Origin of the sequence: Methyloversatilis sp., from assembly GCF_965284615.1 — a bacterium.
Taxonomy (GTDB): domain Bacteria; phylum Pseudomonadota; class Gammaproteobacteria; order Burkholderiales; family Rhodocyclaceae; genus Methyloversatilis.
Genome location: NZ_OZ260098.1, coordinates 1,601,394 through 1,614,765, shown reverse-complemented (window position 1 = coordinate 1,614,765; position 13,372 = coordinate 1,601,394). Strand labels below are relative to the sequence as shown.

General features: G+C 67.0%; 13 protein-coding genes. 5 read left to right on the top strand and 8 right to left on the bottom strand.

Features of this window, described 5'->3' with window-relative positions:
• Positions 1-111: 111 nt before the first annotated feature.
• Positions 112-1,491 (bottom strand): sigma-54-dependent transcriptional regulator, encoded by a 1,380-nt coding sequence (locus ACQ66H_RS07825; protein ID WP_430433528.1) that lies wholly within the window; start codon positions 1,489-1,491, stop codon positions 112-114.
• Entirely contained in the window at positions 1,466-2,509 is a 1,044-nt protein-coding gene (locus ACQ66H_RS07820; protein ID WP_430433527.1) for a sensor histidine kinase, read from the bottom strand. Before ACQ66H_RS07820 ends, ACQ66H_RS07825 begins: the two co-directional genes overlap by 26 nt.
• Positions 2,510-3,297: 788 nt before the next feature.
• On the opposite strand from ACQ66H_RS07820, the gene ACQ66H_RS07815 reads away from it, so the two are divergent.
• From ACQ66H_RS07815 to ACQ66H_RS07800, 4 genes are read left to right on the top strand one after another with little or no spacing between them, the layout of a single operon-like run.
• On the top strand, positions 3,298-3,792 hold the full coding sequence (locus ACQ66H_RS07815; protein ID WP_430433526.1) for a DUF421 domain-containing protein: 495 nt from the start codon (positions 3,298-3,300) through the stop codon (positions 3,790-3,792).
• The gene (locus ACQ66H_RS07810; protein ID WP_430433525.1) at positions 3,789-5,108 is read left to right on the top strand and encodes an SDR family oxidoreductase; all 1,320 of its coding nucleotides are present in this window, start codon (positions 3,789-3,791) and stop codon (positions 5,106-5,108) included. The genes ACQ66H_RS07815 and ACQ66H_RS07810 overlap by 4 nt, the downstream gene beginning before the upstream one ends.
• Positions 5,090-5,548, top strand: a complete 459-nt coding sequence (locus ACQ66H_RS07805; RefSeq protein WP_430433524.1) for a DUF2269 family protein — start codon at positions 5,090-5,092, stop codon at positions 5,546-5,548. The genes ACQ66H_RS07810 and ACQ66H_RS07805 overlap by 19 nt, the downstream gene beginning before the upstream one ends.
• 36 nt (positions 5,549-5,584) lie before the next feature.
• Complete coding sequence (locus ACQ66H_RS07800; protein WP_430433523.1) at positions 5,585-6,109, top strand: hypothetical protein; 525 nt, start codon at positions 5,585-5,587, stop codon at positions 6,107-6,109.
• 409 nt (positions 6,110-6,518) lie between these two features.
• Here the strand turns inward: ACQ66H_RS07800 and ACQ66H_RS07795 are convergent, their stop codons facing one another.
• Positions 6,519-6,893: a hypothetical protein gene (locus tag ACQ66H_RS07795; RefSeq protein ID WP_430433522.1), complete on the bottom strand. Its 375-nt coding sequence runs from the start codon at positions 6,891-6,893 to the stop codon at positions 6,519-6,521.
• A gap of 299 nt (positions 6,894-7,192) precedes the next feature.
• Here ACQ66H_RS07795 and ACQ66H_RS07790 point away from each other — a divergent pair, with 299 nt between their 5' ends.
• Complete coding sequence (locus ACQ66H_RS07790) at positions 7,193-8,080, top strand: aldo/keto reductase (protein WP_430433521.1); 888 nt, start codon at positions 7,193-7,195, stop codon at positions 8,078-8,080.
• 198 nt (positions 8,081-8,278) lie between these two features.
• Here ACQ66H_RS07790 and ACQ66H_RS07785 read toward each other — a convergent pair whose 3' ends face one another.
• From ACQ66H_RS07785 to ACQ66H_RS07765, 5 genes are all read right to left on the bottom strand, one after another.
• Positions 8,279-8,866: a DUF4142 domain-containing protein gene (locus tag ACQ66H_RS07785; RefSeq protein WP_430433519.1), complete on the bottom strand. Its 588-nt coding sequence runs from the start codon at positions 8,864-8,866 to the stop codon at positions 8,279-8,281.
• Between the two features lie 186 nt (positions 8,867-9,052).
• Positions 9,053-9,547 (bottom strand): MgtC/SapB family protein, encoded by a 495-nt coding sequence (locus ACQ66H_RS07780; RefSeq protein ID WP_430433518.1) that lies wholly within the window; start codon positions 9,545-9,547, stop codon positions 9,053-9,055.
• Between the two features lies 1 nt (position 9,548).
• On the bottom strand, positions 9,549-10,076 hold the full coding sequence (locus tag ACQ66H_RS07775; protein WP_430433517.1) for a hypothetical protein: 528 nt from the start codon (positions 10,074-10,076) through the stop codon (positions 9,549-9,551).
• Complete coding sequence (locus ACQ66H_RS07770) at positions 10,057-12,795, bottom strand: ATP-binding cassette domain-containing protein (protein WP_430433516.1); 2,739 nt, start codon at positions 12,793-12,795, stop codon at positions 10,057-10,059. The genes ACQ66H_RS07775 and ACQ66H_RS07770 overlap by 20 nt, the downstream gene beginning before the upstream one ends.
• A gap of 88 nt (positions 12,796-12,883) precedes the next feature.
• Positions 12,884-13,318, bottom strand: coding sequence for a PRC-barrel domain-containing protein (locus tag ACQ66H_RS07765; RefSeq protein ID WP_430433515.1), 435 nt, complete (start codon positions 13,316-13,318; stop codon positions 12,884-12,886).
• Positions 13,319-13,372 lie beyond the last annotated feature (54 nt).

The window sequence follows — 13,372 nt, the reverse complement described above, 5'->3', positions numbered from 1 at the left end:
AAACACAGATGAGGTTCAAAACGAAACACGACGCTTCTTCGCTCACGACATCTGGTGGTCCAGTTGCATGTCTTCCGCGCGTCCCCTGTCCTTCATCAGGCCCCAGCGACGTCAACGCATCCACAGCGCCTTGCGACCGATGCCAAGCAAGGCGGCGAGATCGCGGTCGCAGTAGCTGTCCTGGTAGCGAAGAATGCTGTGGCGGATGTAATCCTCGATCGACATGGGCCCCAGCGCTTCACTCGCCTCATCCGCCCCGGACGACGTGCTTGGCCGCGCCAGCGTTGCCTGCGGCAGCGTGTCGAACTGGTCGTCCAGTGACAAGGTGTCGCCTTCGGCCATGATGATGGCCCGCTCCATGACGTTTTCCAGCTCACGGATGTTGCCCGGCCAAGGGTACTCCCGCAGGAAGGCGACGAACTCGTCCGACATGCCGCGGATCCGCATGCCCAGCCGCTTGCAGTGGCGCTCAAGGAAATAGCGGGCAAGAAGCTCGATATCTTCGCCCCGCTCCCGCAAGGGCGGCACCTGGATCGTGATCACGTTCAGACGGTAGAAGAGGTCGGCCCGGAAAGTGTTGCTCTCGGTTTCAGCGCGCAGATCGCGGTTGGTCGCGGCAACGAAGCGGGTATCGGTGTGATAGGTCTGGGTGGCGCCGACCGGTCTGACCTGACGCTCCTGTATGACGCGCAGCAGCTTTACCTGGACGTTCAACGGCAGTTCGGATATTTCGTCCAGGAACAGCGTGCCGCCGCTCGCCTCGCGTATCAGACCCTCGCTCGTGCTGACCGCACCGGTGAAGGCCCCCTTCACGTGGCCGAACAGTTCAGACTCGATCAGATCGGACGGAATGGCGCCGCAGTTGATCGCGACGAAGGGGCGCTCCGCCCGTTCGCCACCGAAGTGTATGGCCTGGGCGACCAGCTCCTTGCCGGTGCCGCTCTCGCCCTGGATCAATACATTCGTATCGGTTGACGCCACACGGGAAATCATCGCCAGCATGCGCTTTACGCCATCGCTGTCGCCAATAATGGTGCGCTCGCCGTAGGCACGACGCAGGCTGCGCCTGAGCGATCGGTTCTCGCGGTGAGTTCGCTGTTCGGCGAGCACACGCTCGACGGCGAACAGGAATTCGTCGTTGTCGAAGGGCTTGATCAGATAGTTGACCGCGCCCTTCCGCAATGCGTCGATGGCGTTTTCCAGCGACGAATAGCTGGTCATCAGGATGACCGGCAGGTCCGGCCTTTCAGCCTTGCTGGCGGCCAGGATGTCCAGTCCGGTGGTGTCGGGCAGCCGCAGGTCGGTGATCAGCAGATCGACCTGCTCGGCGGCGAGATGGGCCAGCCCGGCGGCCCCGTTGTCGAACACCGTGCAGGCATAACCGCGGGTGCTGAGCAGCATTTCGACGCAGACGGCGATGCCGGGGTCGTCCTCGATGACCAGGATGCGCTCCGGGCGCACCACCTCATGCTTGTTCGCTTTGGCGCTCATGCTGTGTCCTCGCTGAATGAGCAGGCAGGTCGATCTCGAACGTCGCACCGCCATTGGGATTGTTGTAGGCGCGCAGTTCGCCGCCGTGCTCGCGCACGAACTCGTAGGCGATGGCCAGTCCGAGACCGGTGCCCTGTCCCGAGGAACGCGTCGTGAAGAAAGGCTCGAAAATGCGCGGCAGCACCTCTTCCGGAATACCCGGACCGGTATCGGAAATGCGGACCAGCACCCGCCTGTCTGCCGTCATCGCGGTGGTGACGAAAATCCGCCCGGCGTCACCGACCGCATGTGCGGCGTTGATCAGGATGTTGTAGATCACTTCCTGCAACTGACCTGCGTTGCCGAGCACCAGCGCACCAAGTTCCGGAAAGTGCTCCACCGACACGGCTTCCTTGCACAGTCCCTGGCGCAGCAGCACGATGGCTTCGATGATCGAGGCGTCGATCTCGAACGGCACCCGCGGCTCGTCGCCCACGCGCGAGAAATCGACCATGCGCCGCGAGATGTCCATCACGCGGCGTACGTTGTCCGAGACGATCCGCAACCCCTTCTGCAGCGCCTCGGCACTGACGTCGGCGCGCCCAAGCAGCATCTGCATCATCGACTGCACAGCGGTCAGCGGATTGCTGATCTCATGGCATACGCCCGCCACCATGAAACCCAGTGACGCCAGCCGGTCACGCTGAAGTTCCGCCTGCGAGGTGGTCATCTGCTCGCTGCGGTCCTCGATGAACAGCAGCATTCCATCGCGCACTGCGCTCATCCACACCCGCTCGTGCAGCCAGCGTCCGTCGATCGCGCGGGCGACGTCGCGGAAGCGTTCGCAAGGGCCGGGACCGGCCTCGCACACCGCATCCCAGTAAGCCGGAAGCAGGTCGCGCAGATGCTGTCCGCCCGAAATGACGGTGATTTCCATGCCCGGAAGCGGACGGCTTGCCGCCACAACGAATCCTTCCGGGTCGAGCATGATCGTCGGCCACGGGAAAGCATGCAGCAACTCCGCATGACACAGATCCATCCGAGCGTTATCCATCGGCATCTTCATCATTGGAACCGTTTGCGCATGGCATCGACGGCAGCAGCCGATGCCCGACTGAGCGCCGGGGTCGTATGTGCCGTGCGGTCGGCCCGCCCTGGTGGCGGGAATGAGGGCTCAGTGCCTGCGTGGACAGGACGTCATGAACACGGGCGGGCCCGCCGGATCGTCGGATCGTGATGGGACTGAGTCGTAGGCGACTGCGAGGACGTCAGCTCTTTGAATCATCGTTTCCTCCTTGTCCAGACATTCGTCCCGGGCCACCGGAAGTGGCCGGAATCGAACGAATCGGCTTGTCGTCCCGACTGCCGTGAGATGCGAGGACACCTCGCGGTGCGGTCGGGCTGCGCAGTCTGCGCAAAGGCCTGAAACAGGTAAAAGCAAGATCTGAACCGATCTGTCAGACTCGTATTACGTGTCCCTGATGACTCGGGTTATAACCCAGACCGATCGTTCGGTACAGAGTGAGCGCGAATCCTGTCTCGGGTCACCTTCCGGTCACGTAACTGCGGCAATCAAGGTCAGGCACCCGCACGAATGTCTGCCGTGCATGCTTGCCTGCAGCTGTCGTCGATTGTTGCCTGCGCTGCAGGAAACGGGCACCGATCAGCACGGCATCCGCCGTCTGCTGCGGCGGACTGACGGCAGTCCCGGAATGAGCGCCGTCGGAGCCCGATCGCGGTTTCCCGCCGCTGCGCCGCCGCCGCGCACCGCCCTCAAGGCACGCCGCTTGATACGGAATCCCGGAGAAATCTGATCCAGGGGCGCACATGTTCGACCTCGACGTGGATGTCTGGGAACTCGTGTTTCGCACGGTGGCGATCTACATCGGCCTGCTTGCACTGATCCGCCTGTCCGGCAAGCACACGATCGGGCAGTTCACGCCTTTCGACCTGCTGGTCGTGATGTTGCTGAGCGAGGGCGCCAGCAACGCGCTGAACGGCGGCGACGATTCGCTGGTCGGCGGGCTGCTGATCTGTGCGCTGCTGTGTCTGCTCAATCTGGTCGTTGCGATGCTGTCCGCGCGCAGCACGCGGGTCGAGGCGCTTTTGGGTGGCGAAGCCATCCTTATCGGTCGCCATGGCAAGATCTACTACTCGGTCCTCGAACGCCACCACGTTTCGCGCAACGACATACATCAGGCGCTGCGCGAGGCGGACTGCGATCTGGACGAGATGCGCTTTGCCTTCCTGGAGGCGGACGGCAGCATCAGCGTGCAGAAGCGCCGCCCGCAGGAGGCACTCAAAACGGAACCGCCGCTGTGACCGTCCTGTTGATCGGCAGCAGCGGGTTCATCGGCGCCGCCGTGATGGCGCAGCTGATCGCGCGCGGGCACCGGCTACGCTGCACGACACGTGGAGACGGCCACGCCGGCGCCGAGGGTGTCGAGTTCGTGCAGCTCGATCTGAAGGAGGCGCTGACGCACGAGGCGTGGCAGCGGCATCTCGACGGCATCGACGTCGTGATCAACTGCGCCGGCATCTTCGAGGAGCGCGACGGGCAGACCTTTTCCGTCGCGCACGAACGCGCGCCGAAGGCCCTGTTCGAAGCCAGCGCGCGGGCACGGGTGCGACGCGTGGTGCAGCTTTCGGCGCTGGGTGCGGACGATCGGGCGGTGAGCGCCTTCCATTTGAGCAAGCGCGCGGCCGACACACATCTGGCCGCCCTGCCCGTCGCCTCGCACATCCTTTATCCGTCGCTCGTGTATGGGCAGGCGGGCGACAGTGCGGCGCTGTTCCGCCGGCTTGCCGTGCTGCCGCTAGTCCTGCTGCCGGGCGGCGGACGTCAGCAGGTTCAGCCAGTACACCTGGACGACGTGGCCGACGCGGTAGTGCGCGCCGCGGAGGCGGACAGCGGTGGTTGCCGGCGGGTGGCTCTGGTCGGTCCGCGTGCGGTCACCTTCGCCGGGCTGCTCGCCTGCCTTCGCCACAGTCTGGGCTTCAGTCACCCAGCCGTCGTGGCCGCCCTGCCGACGTGGCTTGAGCGCCCGGCGATCGCACTCGGCGCACGCCTGACCGGCTTTCCGCTCGGCGCCGACGCGCTTTCCATGCTTGAACGCGGAAGCACTGCCGACCCGGCCCCCTTCATCGCACTGCTCGGGCATCCGCCCCGTCCTGTCGAACGCTTCGTCGGGCCGACCGAGCGCCCCGCCGACCGCACACTGGCGCTGCTCCACTGGCTGCTGCTCCTGCTGCGGCTGTCGATCGCGGCGCTCTGGATATGGACCGCCGTCGTATCGCTGGGCCTGTATCCGGTCAACGCAAGTCTGGCGCTGCTGGCACGCGTCGGCGCCGAAGGGCTGTTCGCGCATCTGCTGCTGTACGGCGCGGCTGCGTTCGATCTCGTGCTCGGCCTGCTCACCGTGACGCTGCCCGCGACGATGCGTCGCCCGCTGTGGGCAACGCAGATTGCGCTGATCGTCTTCTACAGCGTCGTCATCGCGGTGGCGCTGCCCGAGTTCTGGCTGCACCCCTTCGGTCCGCTGTCGAAGAACCTGCCGCTGCTCGCCGGTCTCGTCCTCCTCCTTCTGATTGACACGCCGGCGCCGCACCGGCCCGCGAAATGGACTACTCGACGCTGAAATTCCTGCATGTGCTGTCGGCCATCTTCCTGTTCGGAACTGGCGTCGGCTCGGCCTTCTATCTGTTCTTCACGACGCTGAACCGTGACGTGGCGCCGGTCGTCGTCGTGAGCCGGCTGGTCGTGGTGGCCGACTTCGTGTTCACCGCGACCACCGCCGTCGTGCAGCCGGTCACCGGCCTACTGCTGGCCCGCCGCGCCGGCATTCCGCTCGACGCTGGCTGGCTCGCCGGGTCGATCGCGCTGTATGCGCTGGCGATCGCCTGCTGGCTGCCGGTGGTCCGGCTGCAGATCCGCATGCGCGACCTCTCCGCGAACGCGTCGTCGATGGCGCTGCCCTCCGGGTACTGGAAATGCTTCCGCTGGTGGGTGGCGCTTGGCCTACCCGCACTGTTCGCCTTCATCGCCATCACCTATCTGATGGTGGCCAAGCCCTCTTGAATGCCCGGTCCCGCGGGCGCAGCCAGGACATTCGCCATGACGAAGATGCAACGCGTTGCACTGGAAGGTCTGATCGGCGGCGCGCTCTCCAGCGTGCTGTCGGCTTTGCTGCTGTGTGCAGCAAGCCGCCGACAGACCGGCAGCCCCTACGCCGGCATCAACGCGATCAGCCACTGGCTGTGGAAGGACCGCGCCTTCCGCAGGAACGCGCCCTCGCTGCGCTACACCGGCACCGGCTACCTGATCCATCACCTTGCGTTCAACGTTCTGGGCCACCGGCCACGCCGCCGTCCGTCCCGCCGACAGCGCGGCCGATGCGCGGGCTGCGATGGCAGGCGGTTTGACCACCAGCGCGCTCGCCTGCTTCGTCGATTACAGGCTGACGCCGCACCGGCTGCAACCCGGCTTCGAGCAGCGGCTCTCGCGGCCCGCGCTGGCCGGTGTGTACCTGGCTTTCGGCGTCGGCATCGCTGTGGGCGCCTGGCTGCTGTCGTCGCGGCCCCGGCCGACCCGTGGAAGGCGCCATCCCTCCAGCCGAGAAACGAAAGGATGAAGTCGTAAGCTCCGGCCCGACGAGGGCGGCACGACGTGCCCCAGGAAACGATAGCCGACCCAGTGCTGACAGTGCCGACGGACATGGCCGGCCGAGTTACGAGCACGGCGATCTGCGGCGCAGGCTTCGTCCGTACGACGACACGCCGCTGATGGACTGCAGGGACATGCTGGCCATGAATTCATGGCCGAAGTGGTCGAAGTCCGGGCCGCCGGCGTGTCTCTCTTGATTGCCCGCGGCCCTTGCAACTACGGCGTGATCAATTCCCCGTTCGTCTTCGCGGTCCGGCTTCCGTTGTCCTGGAGCCCACATGGCCTGCGAAACCTTCCGCGCCGCGAACAGCGGCTGCATCAAGCGGGTGATGCGTCCCCGACCGGGCGGGTGTCGATTGCGGCGCCCGCCCGGCACCGTGCGGCTTCAGCGCCGACTGTCATTCTTGTACCGCGGATCGGCCGGTGAGGCCGGCGCTACCGGCTGCGGTCGGTGGGTCACGCCACCATCCTGCTGCCCGCTGGCGTCCCTGCACCGCTGCGACGTGTCGCCGGGCGCGCACTCGCCGCTGCCCGTGTTCATGTCATCGGGCGACTGGTAAGCGGGATCGCCGGGCGCAGCCGGCGAGACCGGCGTCGGACGCCGGTTGATTTCGTTGCTGGTAGTGCCCTGATCGGACTGCACACCCGAACGGGAACTGCCCGGCTGCTGCTCGACCGGTGCACCGCGGACTTCGGCGGCGAAGGCCCCCGGGCTTCCCGCCGCAATGGCAAGCGCAACAAAAAGCGTTCTGCTGTTCATGTCTACCTCCTGGTCTGTTAGGAAAAATCGTGCGGTACCCGTCAAACGGGAACAGCCCCTTCCACGCAAGCGCTGTGCCCTGGAAACACCGCTTGCCGACGTGGGCGCAGCACGCCTCGCGTGCAGGAATTTCATCCGGACGGTAAGCGCTACACGCGTCACGGCCGGCTGCCCTGGCGGTCTCACCGCTCGACCCGCGCGCCGCCCTGCCTCGCGACGGGCACACGATTTGCCACTGTCGGCGAATGACGAGGGCACGGAATCGCCGGCCGTCGGTCACCGTCCCGGAGAGCCCGACCATGAGAACACCCGACGCCGCACTGGCCGGCAGCTGCACCCTTTGCGACATCGAAGTCCGCCGCCTCGGCTTCGGTGCAATGCGCATCGTTGGCGACGGCGTATGGGGTCCGCCGCGCGACCGCGAAGAAGCGTTGCGCACACTGCGCCGCCTGCCCGAGCTGGGCGTGAACTTCCTCGACACCGCTGACAGCTACGGTCCCGAGTTCAGCGAAACGCTGATCTGCGAAGCGCTGCATCCGTACGACGGCCTGCTGGTCGCGACCAAGGGCGGCCTGGTGCGGCACGGGCCCGACAGGTGGGCACCGCTGGGACGGCCGGAGTACCTGCGCCACGCGGTGCTGATGAGTCTGCGGCGGCTGCGCGTTGACCGGATCGACCTGTGGCAGCTGCACCGCATCGATCCGAAGGTGCCGCGCGACGAACAGTTCGACGCGATCGCGCAGATGCAGCGGGAGGGACTGATCCGCCATGTCGGACTGAGCGAGGTCGCTGTCGAGGACATCGGCGCCGCGCGTCAGCACTTCGCGGTCGTGAGCGTGCAGAACCTCTACAACCTGGTGTCGCGGCAGCACGAGGACGTGGTCGATTTCTGCGCCGCACAGGGCATCGCCTTCATTCCGTGGTACCCGCTCGCTGCCGGTGAGCTGGCGGCGCCCGGTGCCTTTCTCGACGAACTGTCGGGCCGCCTCGGCGCGACGCCGGCGCAGGTCGCACTCGCCTGGGTGCTGAAGAGCAGCCCCTGCATGCTGCCGATACCGGGCACCGGCCGACTGAAACATCTCGAGGAGAACGTCGCCGCTGCCGCCCTGCGCCTGACCGACGCCGACTTCTCTGAACTGGGCCGGCTGGGCAGGTATGTCTGGGAAACATCGGCCGCGGCCGCCTGAACCTCACCGGCCGCACACATCGCACAGGGCGAGGTCAGCTCGGCGGACAGAGCGGACGGATGCCATCCGGTACGCAGGCGCCGTTGTGCGATCCGGGTAAGGCACTGGAGTGCGCCAGCAAGGGCACGCTCGACCATCACTGCAACGCACGGCGGCGGCACGCGTCCTGGCGTGGGTGACGCCCACGATCCTGTGCGGTCAGCGGTCGCTGCCCACCGCGGCGCGCAGCGCCTGCGCCTCTTCAAGATGGCGCTGCAGCAGCGGCAGCTGGCGCGTGGCGAATTCCTTCACATCCGGATCGCGCGCCCGATTGACCGCCGTGCGGAATGTCGCCAGCGCCTTTTCGTGCGCGCGCACGCCCAGGCGCGACGCGTAGGTCTTGTCGAACACATGTCCGCTCAGCGCCTTCAGTGCTGTCAGCTCCGTGCGCTGCGCGACCGAAGGCATCTCCGGCAGTTCGACGCCCTTCAGCTTTGCCAGTGCCGCCAGTTCGTCGGCCGCCTTGCCGTGTTCCTCGATCATGCGGCGGGCGAAGCGTCTCACGTCGGCGTGGCTGGATACACGCGCCTCCAGTTCGGCCGCTTCGATCTCGGCCCGGCCGCGCCGCGCGGCGTCGATCAGGAAGCCGCTGTCGATCCGCGACAGCGCCTTGCCGGAGCCGGCGTTGCCGGGTCGCGCGGCGGCGGGCGCGTCGGTAATCGTTCCAACGGGGTCGCGTACATCGTTCGCAACCAGCACGGTCGCGAGCGCCAGCAATACGCAGGCGATGATGGTTTTCGCTCCCATGGGCGTCTCCACGTAAACACAGGCGTGAAAAAGGAGAGGGGCACGCAGCAGATGAACCCGCTCCGTCCCGTCCGGACACCGGCACATCCCCGTTCCTGCAGCGGCGCGCGGCCCCCCGCACCGCCAGCCGACGGCACCTGCCGCATCCTGCAAGCAGCATTCCCGGCCCCGGGCGGCGAGCGGGCGTCAAGGCGCCCTGTCCGCGTCCTCGTCCCCGTTGCGGCGCTCCCACGCTTGAAGGCTGTTGAGCACGTACCACGTCGCCGCCGTCGCGAGAATGGCGATGGCGAAGCGTCCGAGCCCCGCCGCGACACCGATCGCGCAGGTCATCCAGATGCCTGCTGCGGTGGTCAGGCCGCGCACGTCGAGCTCCTCGCGCAGCTTCAGGATGGCGCCGGCGCCGAGAAAGCCGACGCCGGTCAGCAGGCCCTGGATGACGCGCGACAGGGCGTCGTCCCCCATGTCCGATTCGAAGGCCGCGGCCACGGCGACGGCAGCTCCGCCGGCAACGATGATGTGCGTGCGCAGCCCGGCTGCCTTGCCCACCTGTTCGCGCTGATAGCCTATCAACGCCCCGCAGCATAGGGCGACCAGCACGCGCAGCAACGCGCGCAGGGTCCGCTGCGGATCCCACAGCCCGTCGAGCAGTTGTGTCAGGGCAAAGCCGGCCAGGCCTTCCATGTCAGTCGCTCCCTTCGGCCAGTGCGCGCAGCGTCGTCGCGTCGTCCGCTTCCCGCGCCTTACGTGCCAGCGCACGCAGCGCGAGCGCCACCGCGCCAGCGAACAGCTCGTCGAACTCGGGGAAGGCACCGCTCACGCCGACCACGATTCCGTCCAGGCAGACGCCACCGCTCAGCGCCGTGTCGCCGTCGCGCAGCAGGTGCGGCAGCAGCGCCTGCACCGTCCGCCCGTCACGTCCGGTGAGCCAGCTCAACCTTGCCTTGGCCCGCGCGAAGGCGGCGTAATCAGCGTCCCACTGCGTGCGGTCGCCGAAGCCCTGCTCGTACAGCACGGCCTCGTCGAAGCTCGCCTCGCCCGCGTCGCGCGCCGGGTCCATCACCACCACGTAGAGAAATCCGCTGCCGACGACGTCGCGCCGGCCGAGCGCGCTTTCCATCATCGGAGCCACCAGCGCCACCGCTTCGCGCGCCGCAGCGCGCCCCAGGTAGACGCCGCCACCGCGGGCAGCTTCATCGTGCGGATGCGTCATCGATATCTCCTTTCACGAAAATGTCGCCGGCGCCGTCGGCGTCTTCGGCATGTGCGGCGAGCTCACCGCGCCAGGCCCGGTCGGACGCGGTCGCTGTGTAGGCAAGCAGGCTGGCTACCGCGCCGACCAGCTGTTCGGTCGACGCCGGCTTCCGCAGCTGCATCTGGAAGCCGGCCAGCAGTGCACGCATCCGGTAGTCGGCGGTGTCGTAGCTGCTCAGCGCGATGGCCGGAAGCCGCTGTTCGAGCGTGAAGCCCTGCTCCGCCTCGAAGCGCCGCAACTGCCGCATCACCTCGTGTCCGTCCTCTTCGCCGAGCGCGACGTCGCAGATCAGCAGATCGGGCCAGCGGTCGCGCGGCAGCCGCGCCAGTTCCTCCAGCGCGGCGGCACCGGATGCGTGCCCGAGCGTCAGCACGCCGTGCGCGCGCAGCACCGATTCGATCTGCTGCCGGCCGTCGCTGCTGTCGTCGATCACCAGCACGCGTGCCCCGCTGATCGCCGGCAGAGGCGCCGGCTGCAGAGGTGCAGACGGGGCGTCGAGAATCCGCGGAATGTCCGTCGCGCCGCGCAAGGGCAGTTCGACGTACTCGTCGATCAGCCCCGGACCGGCCTCCATGGTGTCGTAATGGCCGCCATGCTGTTCAAGAATGGCCGTCAGACGATGCGCGTCGAGCAGGCCGGCGGCTGCACCGGTGCGCGGCAGCGGCATGCCGGCGTGGGTGAAGTTGACGCGCGCGCGCTCGCCGATCCGCTCGATGCGCCATTCGATCCGCCCGCCGCGCGGGCTGCTCGCGACCGCGTGCGCCGCGAGCGACCACATCACCTGCTGCAGCCGGCCCGGATTGCCGGTCACCCGCAGCGCGTCGGCGGTGATGGTGCTGAAGAAACCGGCCTTGCTGGCGTCGATCTCCGCACGCAGGCCGTCCACCACGCCCGCAAGCAGCGCGGTGAGATTGATCGGCTGCAGGGCAAGATCGCGCTCGGTGCTCTCCACCTGCTGCTGCTGCCGCTGCAGCGACCACAGCTGCGCGTACAGACCCTGCAGCGACAGCAGCTGATCGTGCGTGCCGCGCTCGACGATGCGCCCGTGTTCGAGCACCAGGATTTCGTCGGCGTCAACGACGGTGGACAGCCGGTGCGCGATGATCAGGGTCGTGCGCGTCTTCGCCAGCCGGTCGAGTTCTTCCTGGATCGACCGTTCGGCGCGCGTGTCCAGCGCCGAGGTCGCTTCGTCGAACACCATGATGGGCGGGTTCTTCAGCATCGCGCGCGCGATCGCGATGCGCTGCCGCTCGCCGCCGGACAGCTTTACGCCGCGCTCGCCGACCAGCGTGTCGTAGCCCTCGGGCAGGCCGGCGATGAAGTCGTGAACATGCGCCGCCCGCGCCGCCTCGACGATGTCGTCGAAGGTGGCCCCGGGACGACCGTAGCCGATGTTGTAGGCGATGCTTTCGTTGAACAGCAGCGTGTCCTGCGGAACGATGCCGAGCGCTGCGCGCAGCGAAGCCAGCGGCATCGCCCGGATGTCGATGTCGTTGACGGTGATGCGCCCTGAAGCGGTGTCGTAGAAGCGGAACAGCAGCCGCGCCAGCGTGGACTTGCCCGAACCGCTGCCGCCGACGACGGCGACGGTGCCGCCGGCCGGTATCGTGAAGGACACATCCCACAGCACCTGCCGGCTCGCTTCGTAGCCGAAACTCACGTGCTCGAACTTCACCTCGCCGCGGTTCAATGTCACGGCCGGCGCCACGGGCGAGTCCTCGATCTCGGGCTTCTGGTCGAGCAGCCGCAACATGCGCTCGGCGTTGACCACGGCATCGCGCGCCTGGCGAAACACGAAGCCGAGCGAGTTGAGCGGCAGGCAGATCTGGATGATGTAGGCGTTCACCAGGATGAGGTCGCCGACCGACATCGTTCCGGCGAACACATGGCGCGCCGCGATCAGCATGACGCTGGCCACGCCGACCGCGATCAGCGCGCTCTGGCCGATATGCAGCAGCGACAGCGCCTTCTGGTTCTGCACGCCGACCTCGACCCACTGGTCGAGGATGCGGCCGAAGCGGTGGACTTCGAAGCCCTCGTTGGAGTAGTGCTTCACCGTTTCCTGATTGACCAAGCTATCGACCAGCGTGCCGTTGGCGCTGGAGTCGAGTTCGTTCAGGGCACGCTGGAAGATGGCGCGCCGCTCGGTGAACACGACGGTGAACCAGGCATAGGCAATGAAGGTCGCCAGGATGATGAGGGTGAACACCTGGCTGTAATGGGCACTCATGATCGCCATCACGGCAACGATCTCAACCAGGGTAGGCACGATGGTGAACAGCCCGATGCCGAGCAGGAAGCCGACCCCAGCTGAGCCGCGCTCGACGTCGCGCGCCAGCCCGCCCATGCGGCTGCGCGCGTGGAAGCGGGTGCCCAGACGATGCAGGTGCGCGAACACGCGCAGCAGGAAGCCGGATACGGTGAGTTGGGTGACACGCGCGAACAGCACGTCGCGCAGTTCGCTGAAGAAGGAACCCAGGAAGCGCAGGATGGCGTAGCCGACCACCAGCGCGACCGACAGCGCGGCGGGCGCAGGCACCTGGCTCAACTGGTCGACGATGCCCTTCAGCGACAGTGGCACCAGCACGGCTGCCGCCTTGGCCAGCAGCACCAGTACGAATGCGCCCAGCGTGCGCTGTCGGTGCCGCCATACGGCCGCACCGAGCAGGCGGAGCACGAACAGCGTCGGCGACGGTCCATGATCGTCGCCGACGGCTGCGCCCGATCGGGCCGGTACCGCGATGGCGGTACCGGCCCGGGGACGCTCACTCGTCAAGGGGATCCCAGTAATTGCGCTGGCGATAGTAGGTATGCACCTCGCTCGCCCACACCGGATCGGCCATCGACGGCCAGTGGTCCTTGTCGAAGCCCGGCGCGTTCTTCAAACGCTCCGCGTCCACGTCGAGGATGAAGCACTTGCGCTCGACGTCGAGCTTGAGCGCGCCCCACGGAATGGCGAACAGGCGATCACCGATACCGAGAAAGCCGCCGGACGACAGCACCGCGTAGGCCACGCGACCGCGCGGAACGTCGATCATGATTTCCTTGATCTTGCCAAGGTCTTCGCCGGCCAGATTGACGACGTCGTCGTCCTCAAGCGTGCTCGCCGCCATGACCTCGGGGCCTGGACCGTCGGGAATGCTGCTCGGCGTACCGACGATCTGGGCGCCCGACTCGGAAAGGGATTGGGATGTCAGCATGGTGGTTACCTCCGTCTGTGTTGTTGATCGAACTGGATGGAACAGCGGGGCTGC

Excerpts from the sequence above, each read along its gene's own strand:
- ACQ66H_RS07790 (WP_430433521.1), top strand. The coding sequence starts at position 7,193 with ATGAGAACACCCGACGCCGCACTGGCCGGCAGCTGCACCCTTTGCGAC.
- ACQ66H_RS07780 (WP_430433518.1), bottom strand. The coding sequence starts at position 9,547 with ATGGAAGGCCTGGCCGGCTTTGCCCTGACACAACTGCTCGACGGGCTG.
- ACQ66H_RS07805 (WP_430433524.1), top strand. The coding sequence starts at position 5,090 with ATGGACTACTCGACGCTGAAATTCCTGCATGTGCTGTCGGCCATCTTC.
- ACQ66H_RS07765 (WP_430433515.1), bottom strand. The coding sequence starts at position 13,318 with ATGCTGACATCCCAATCCCTTTCCGAGTCGGGCGCCCAGATCGTCGGT.
- ACQ66H_RS07820 (WP_430433527.1), bottom strand. The coding sequence starts at position 2,509 with ATGGATCTGTGTCATGCGGAGTTGCTGCATGCTTTCCCGTGGCCGACG.
- ACQ66H_RS07785 (WP_430433519.1), bottom strand. The coding sequence starts at position 8,866 with ATGGGAGCGAAAACCATCATCGCCTGCGTATTGCTGGCGCTCGCGACC.
- ACQ66H_RS07795 (WP_430433522.1), bottom strand. The coding sequence starts at position 6,893 with ATGAACAGCAGAACGCTTTTTGTTGCGCTTGCCATTGCGGCGGGAAGC.
- ACQ66H_RS07800 (WP_430433523.1), top strand. The coding sequence starts at position 5,585 with ATGACGAAGATGCAACGCGTTGCACTGGAAGGTCTGATCGGCGGCGCG.
- ACQ66H_RS07815 (WP_430433526.1), top strand. The coding sequence starts at position 3,298 with ATGTTCGACCTCGACGTGGATGTCTGGGAACTCGTGTTTCGCACGGTG.
- ACQ66H_RS07775 (WP_430433517.1), bottom strand. The coding sequence starts at position 10,076 with ATGACGCATCCGCACGATGAAGCTGCCCGCGGTGGCGGCGTCTACCTG.
- ACQ66H_RS07825 (WP_430433528.1), bottom strand. The coding sequence starts at position 1,491 with ATGAGCGCCAAAGCGAACAAGCATGAGGTGGTGCGCCCGGAGCGCATC.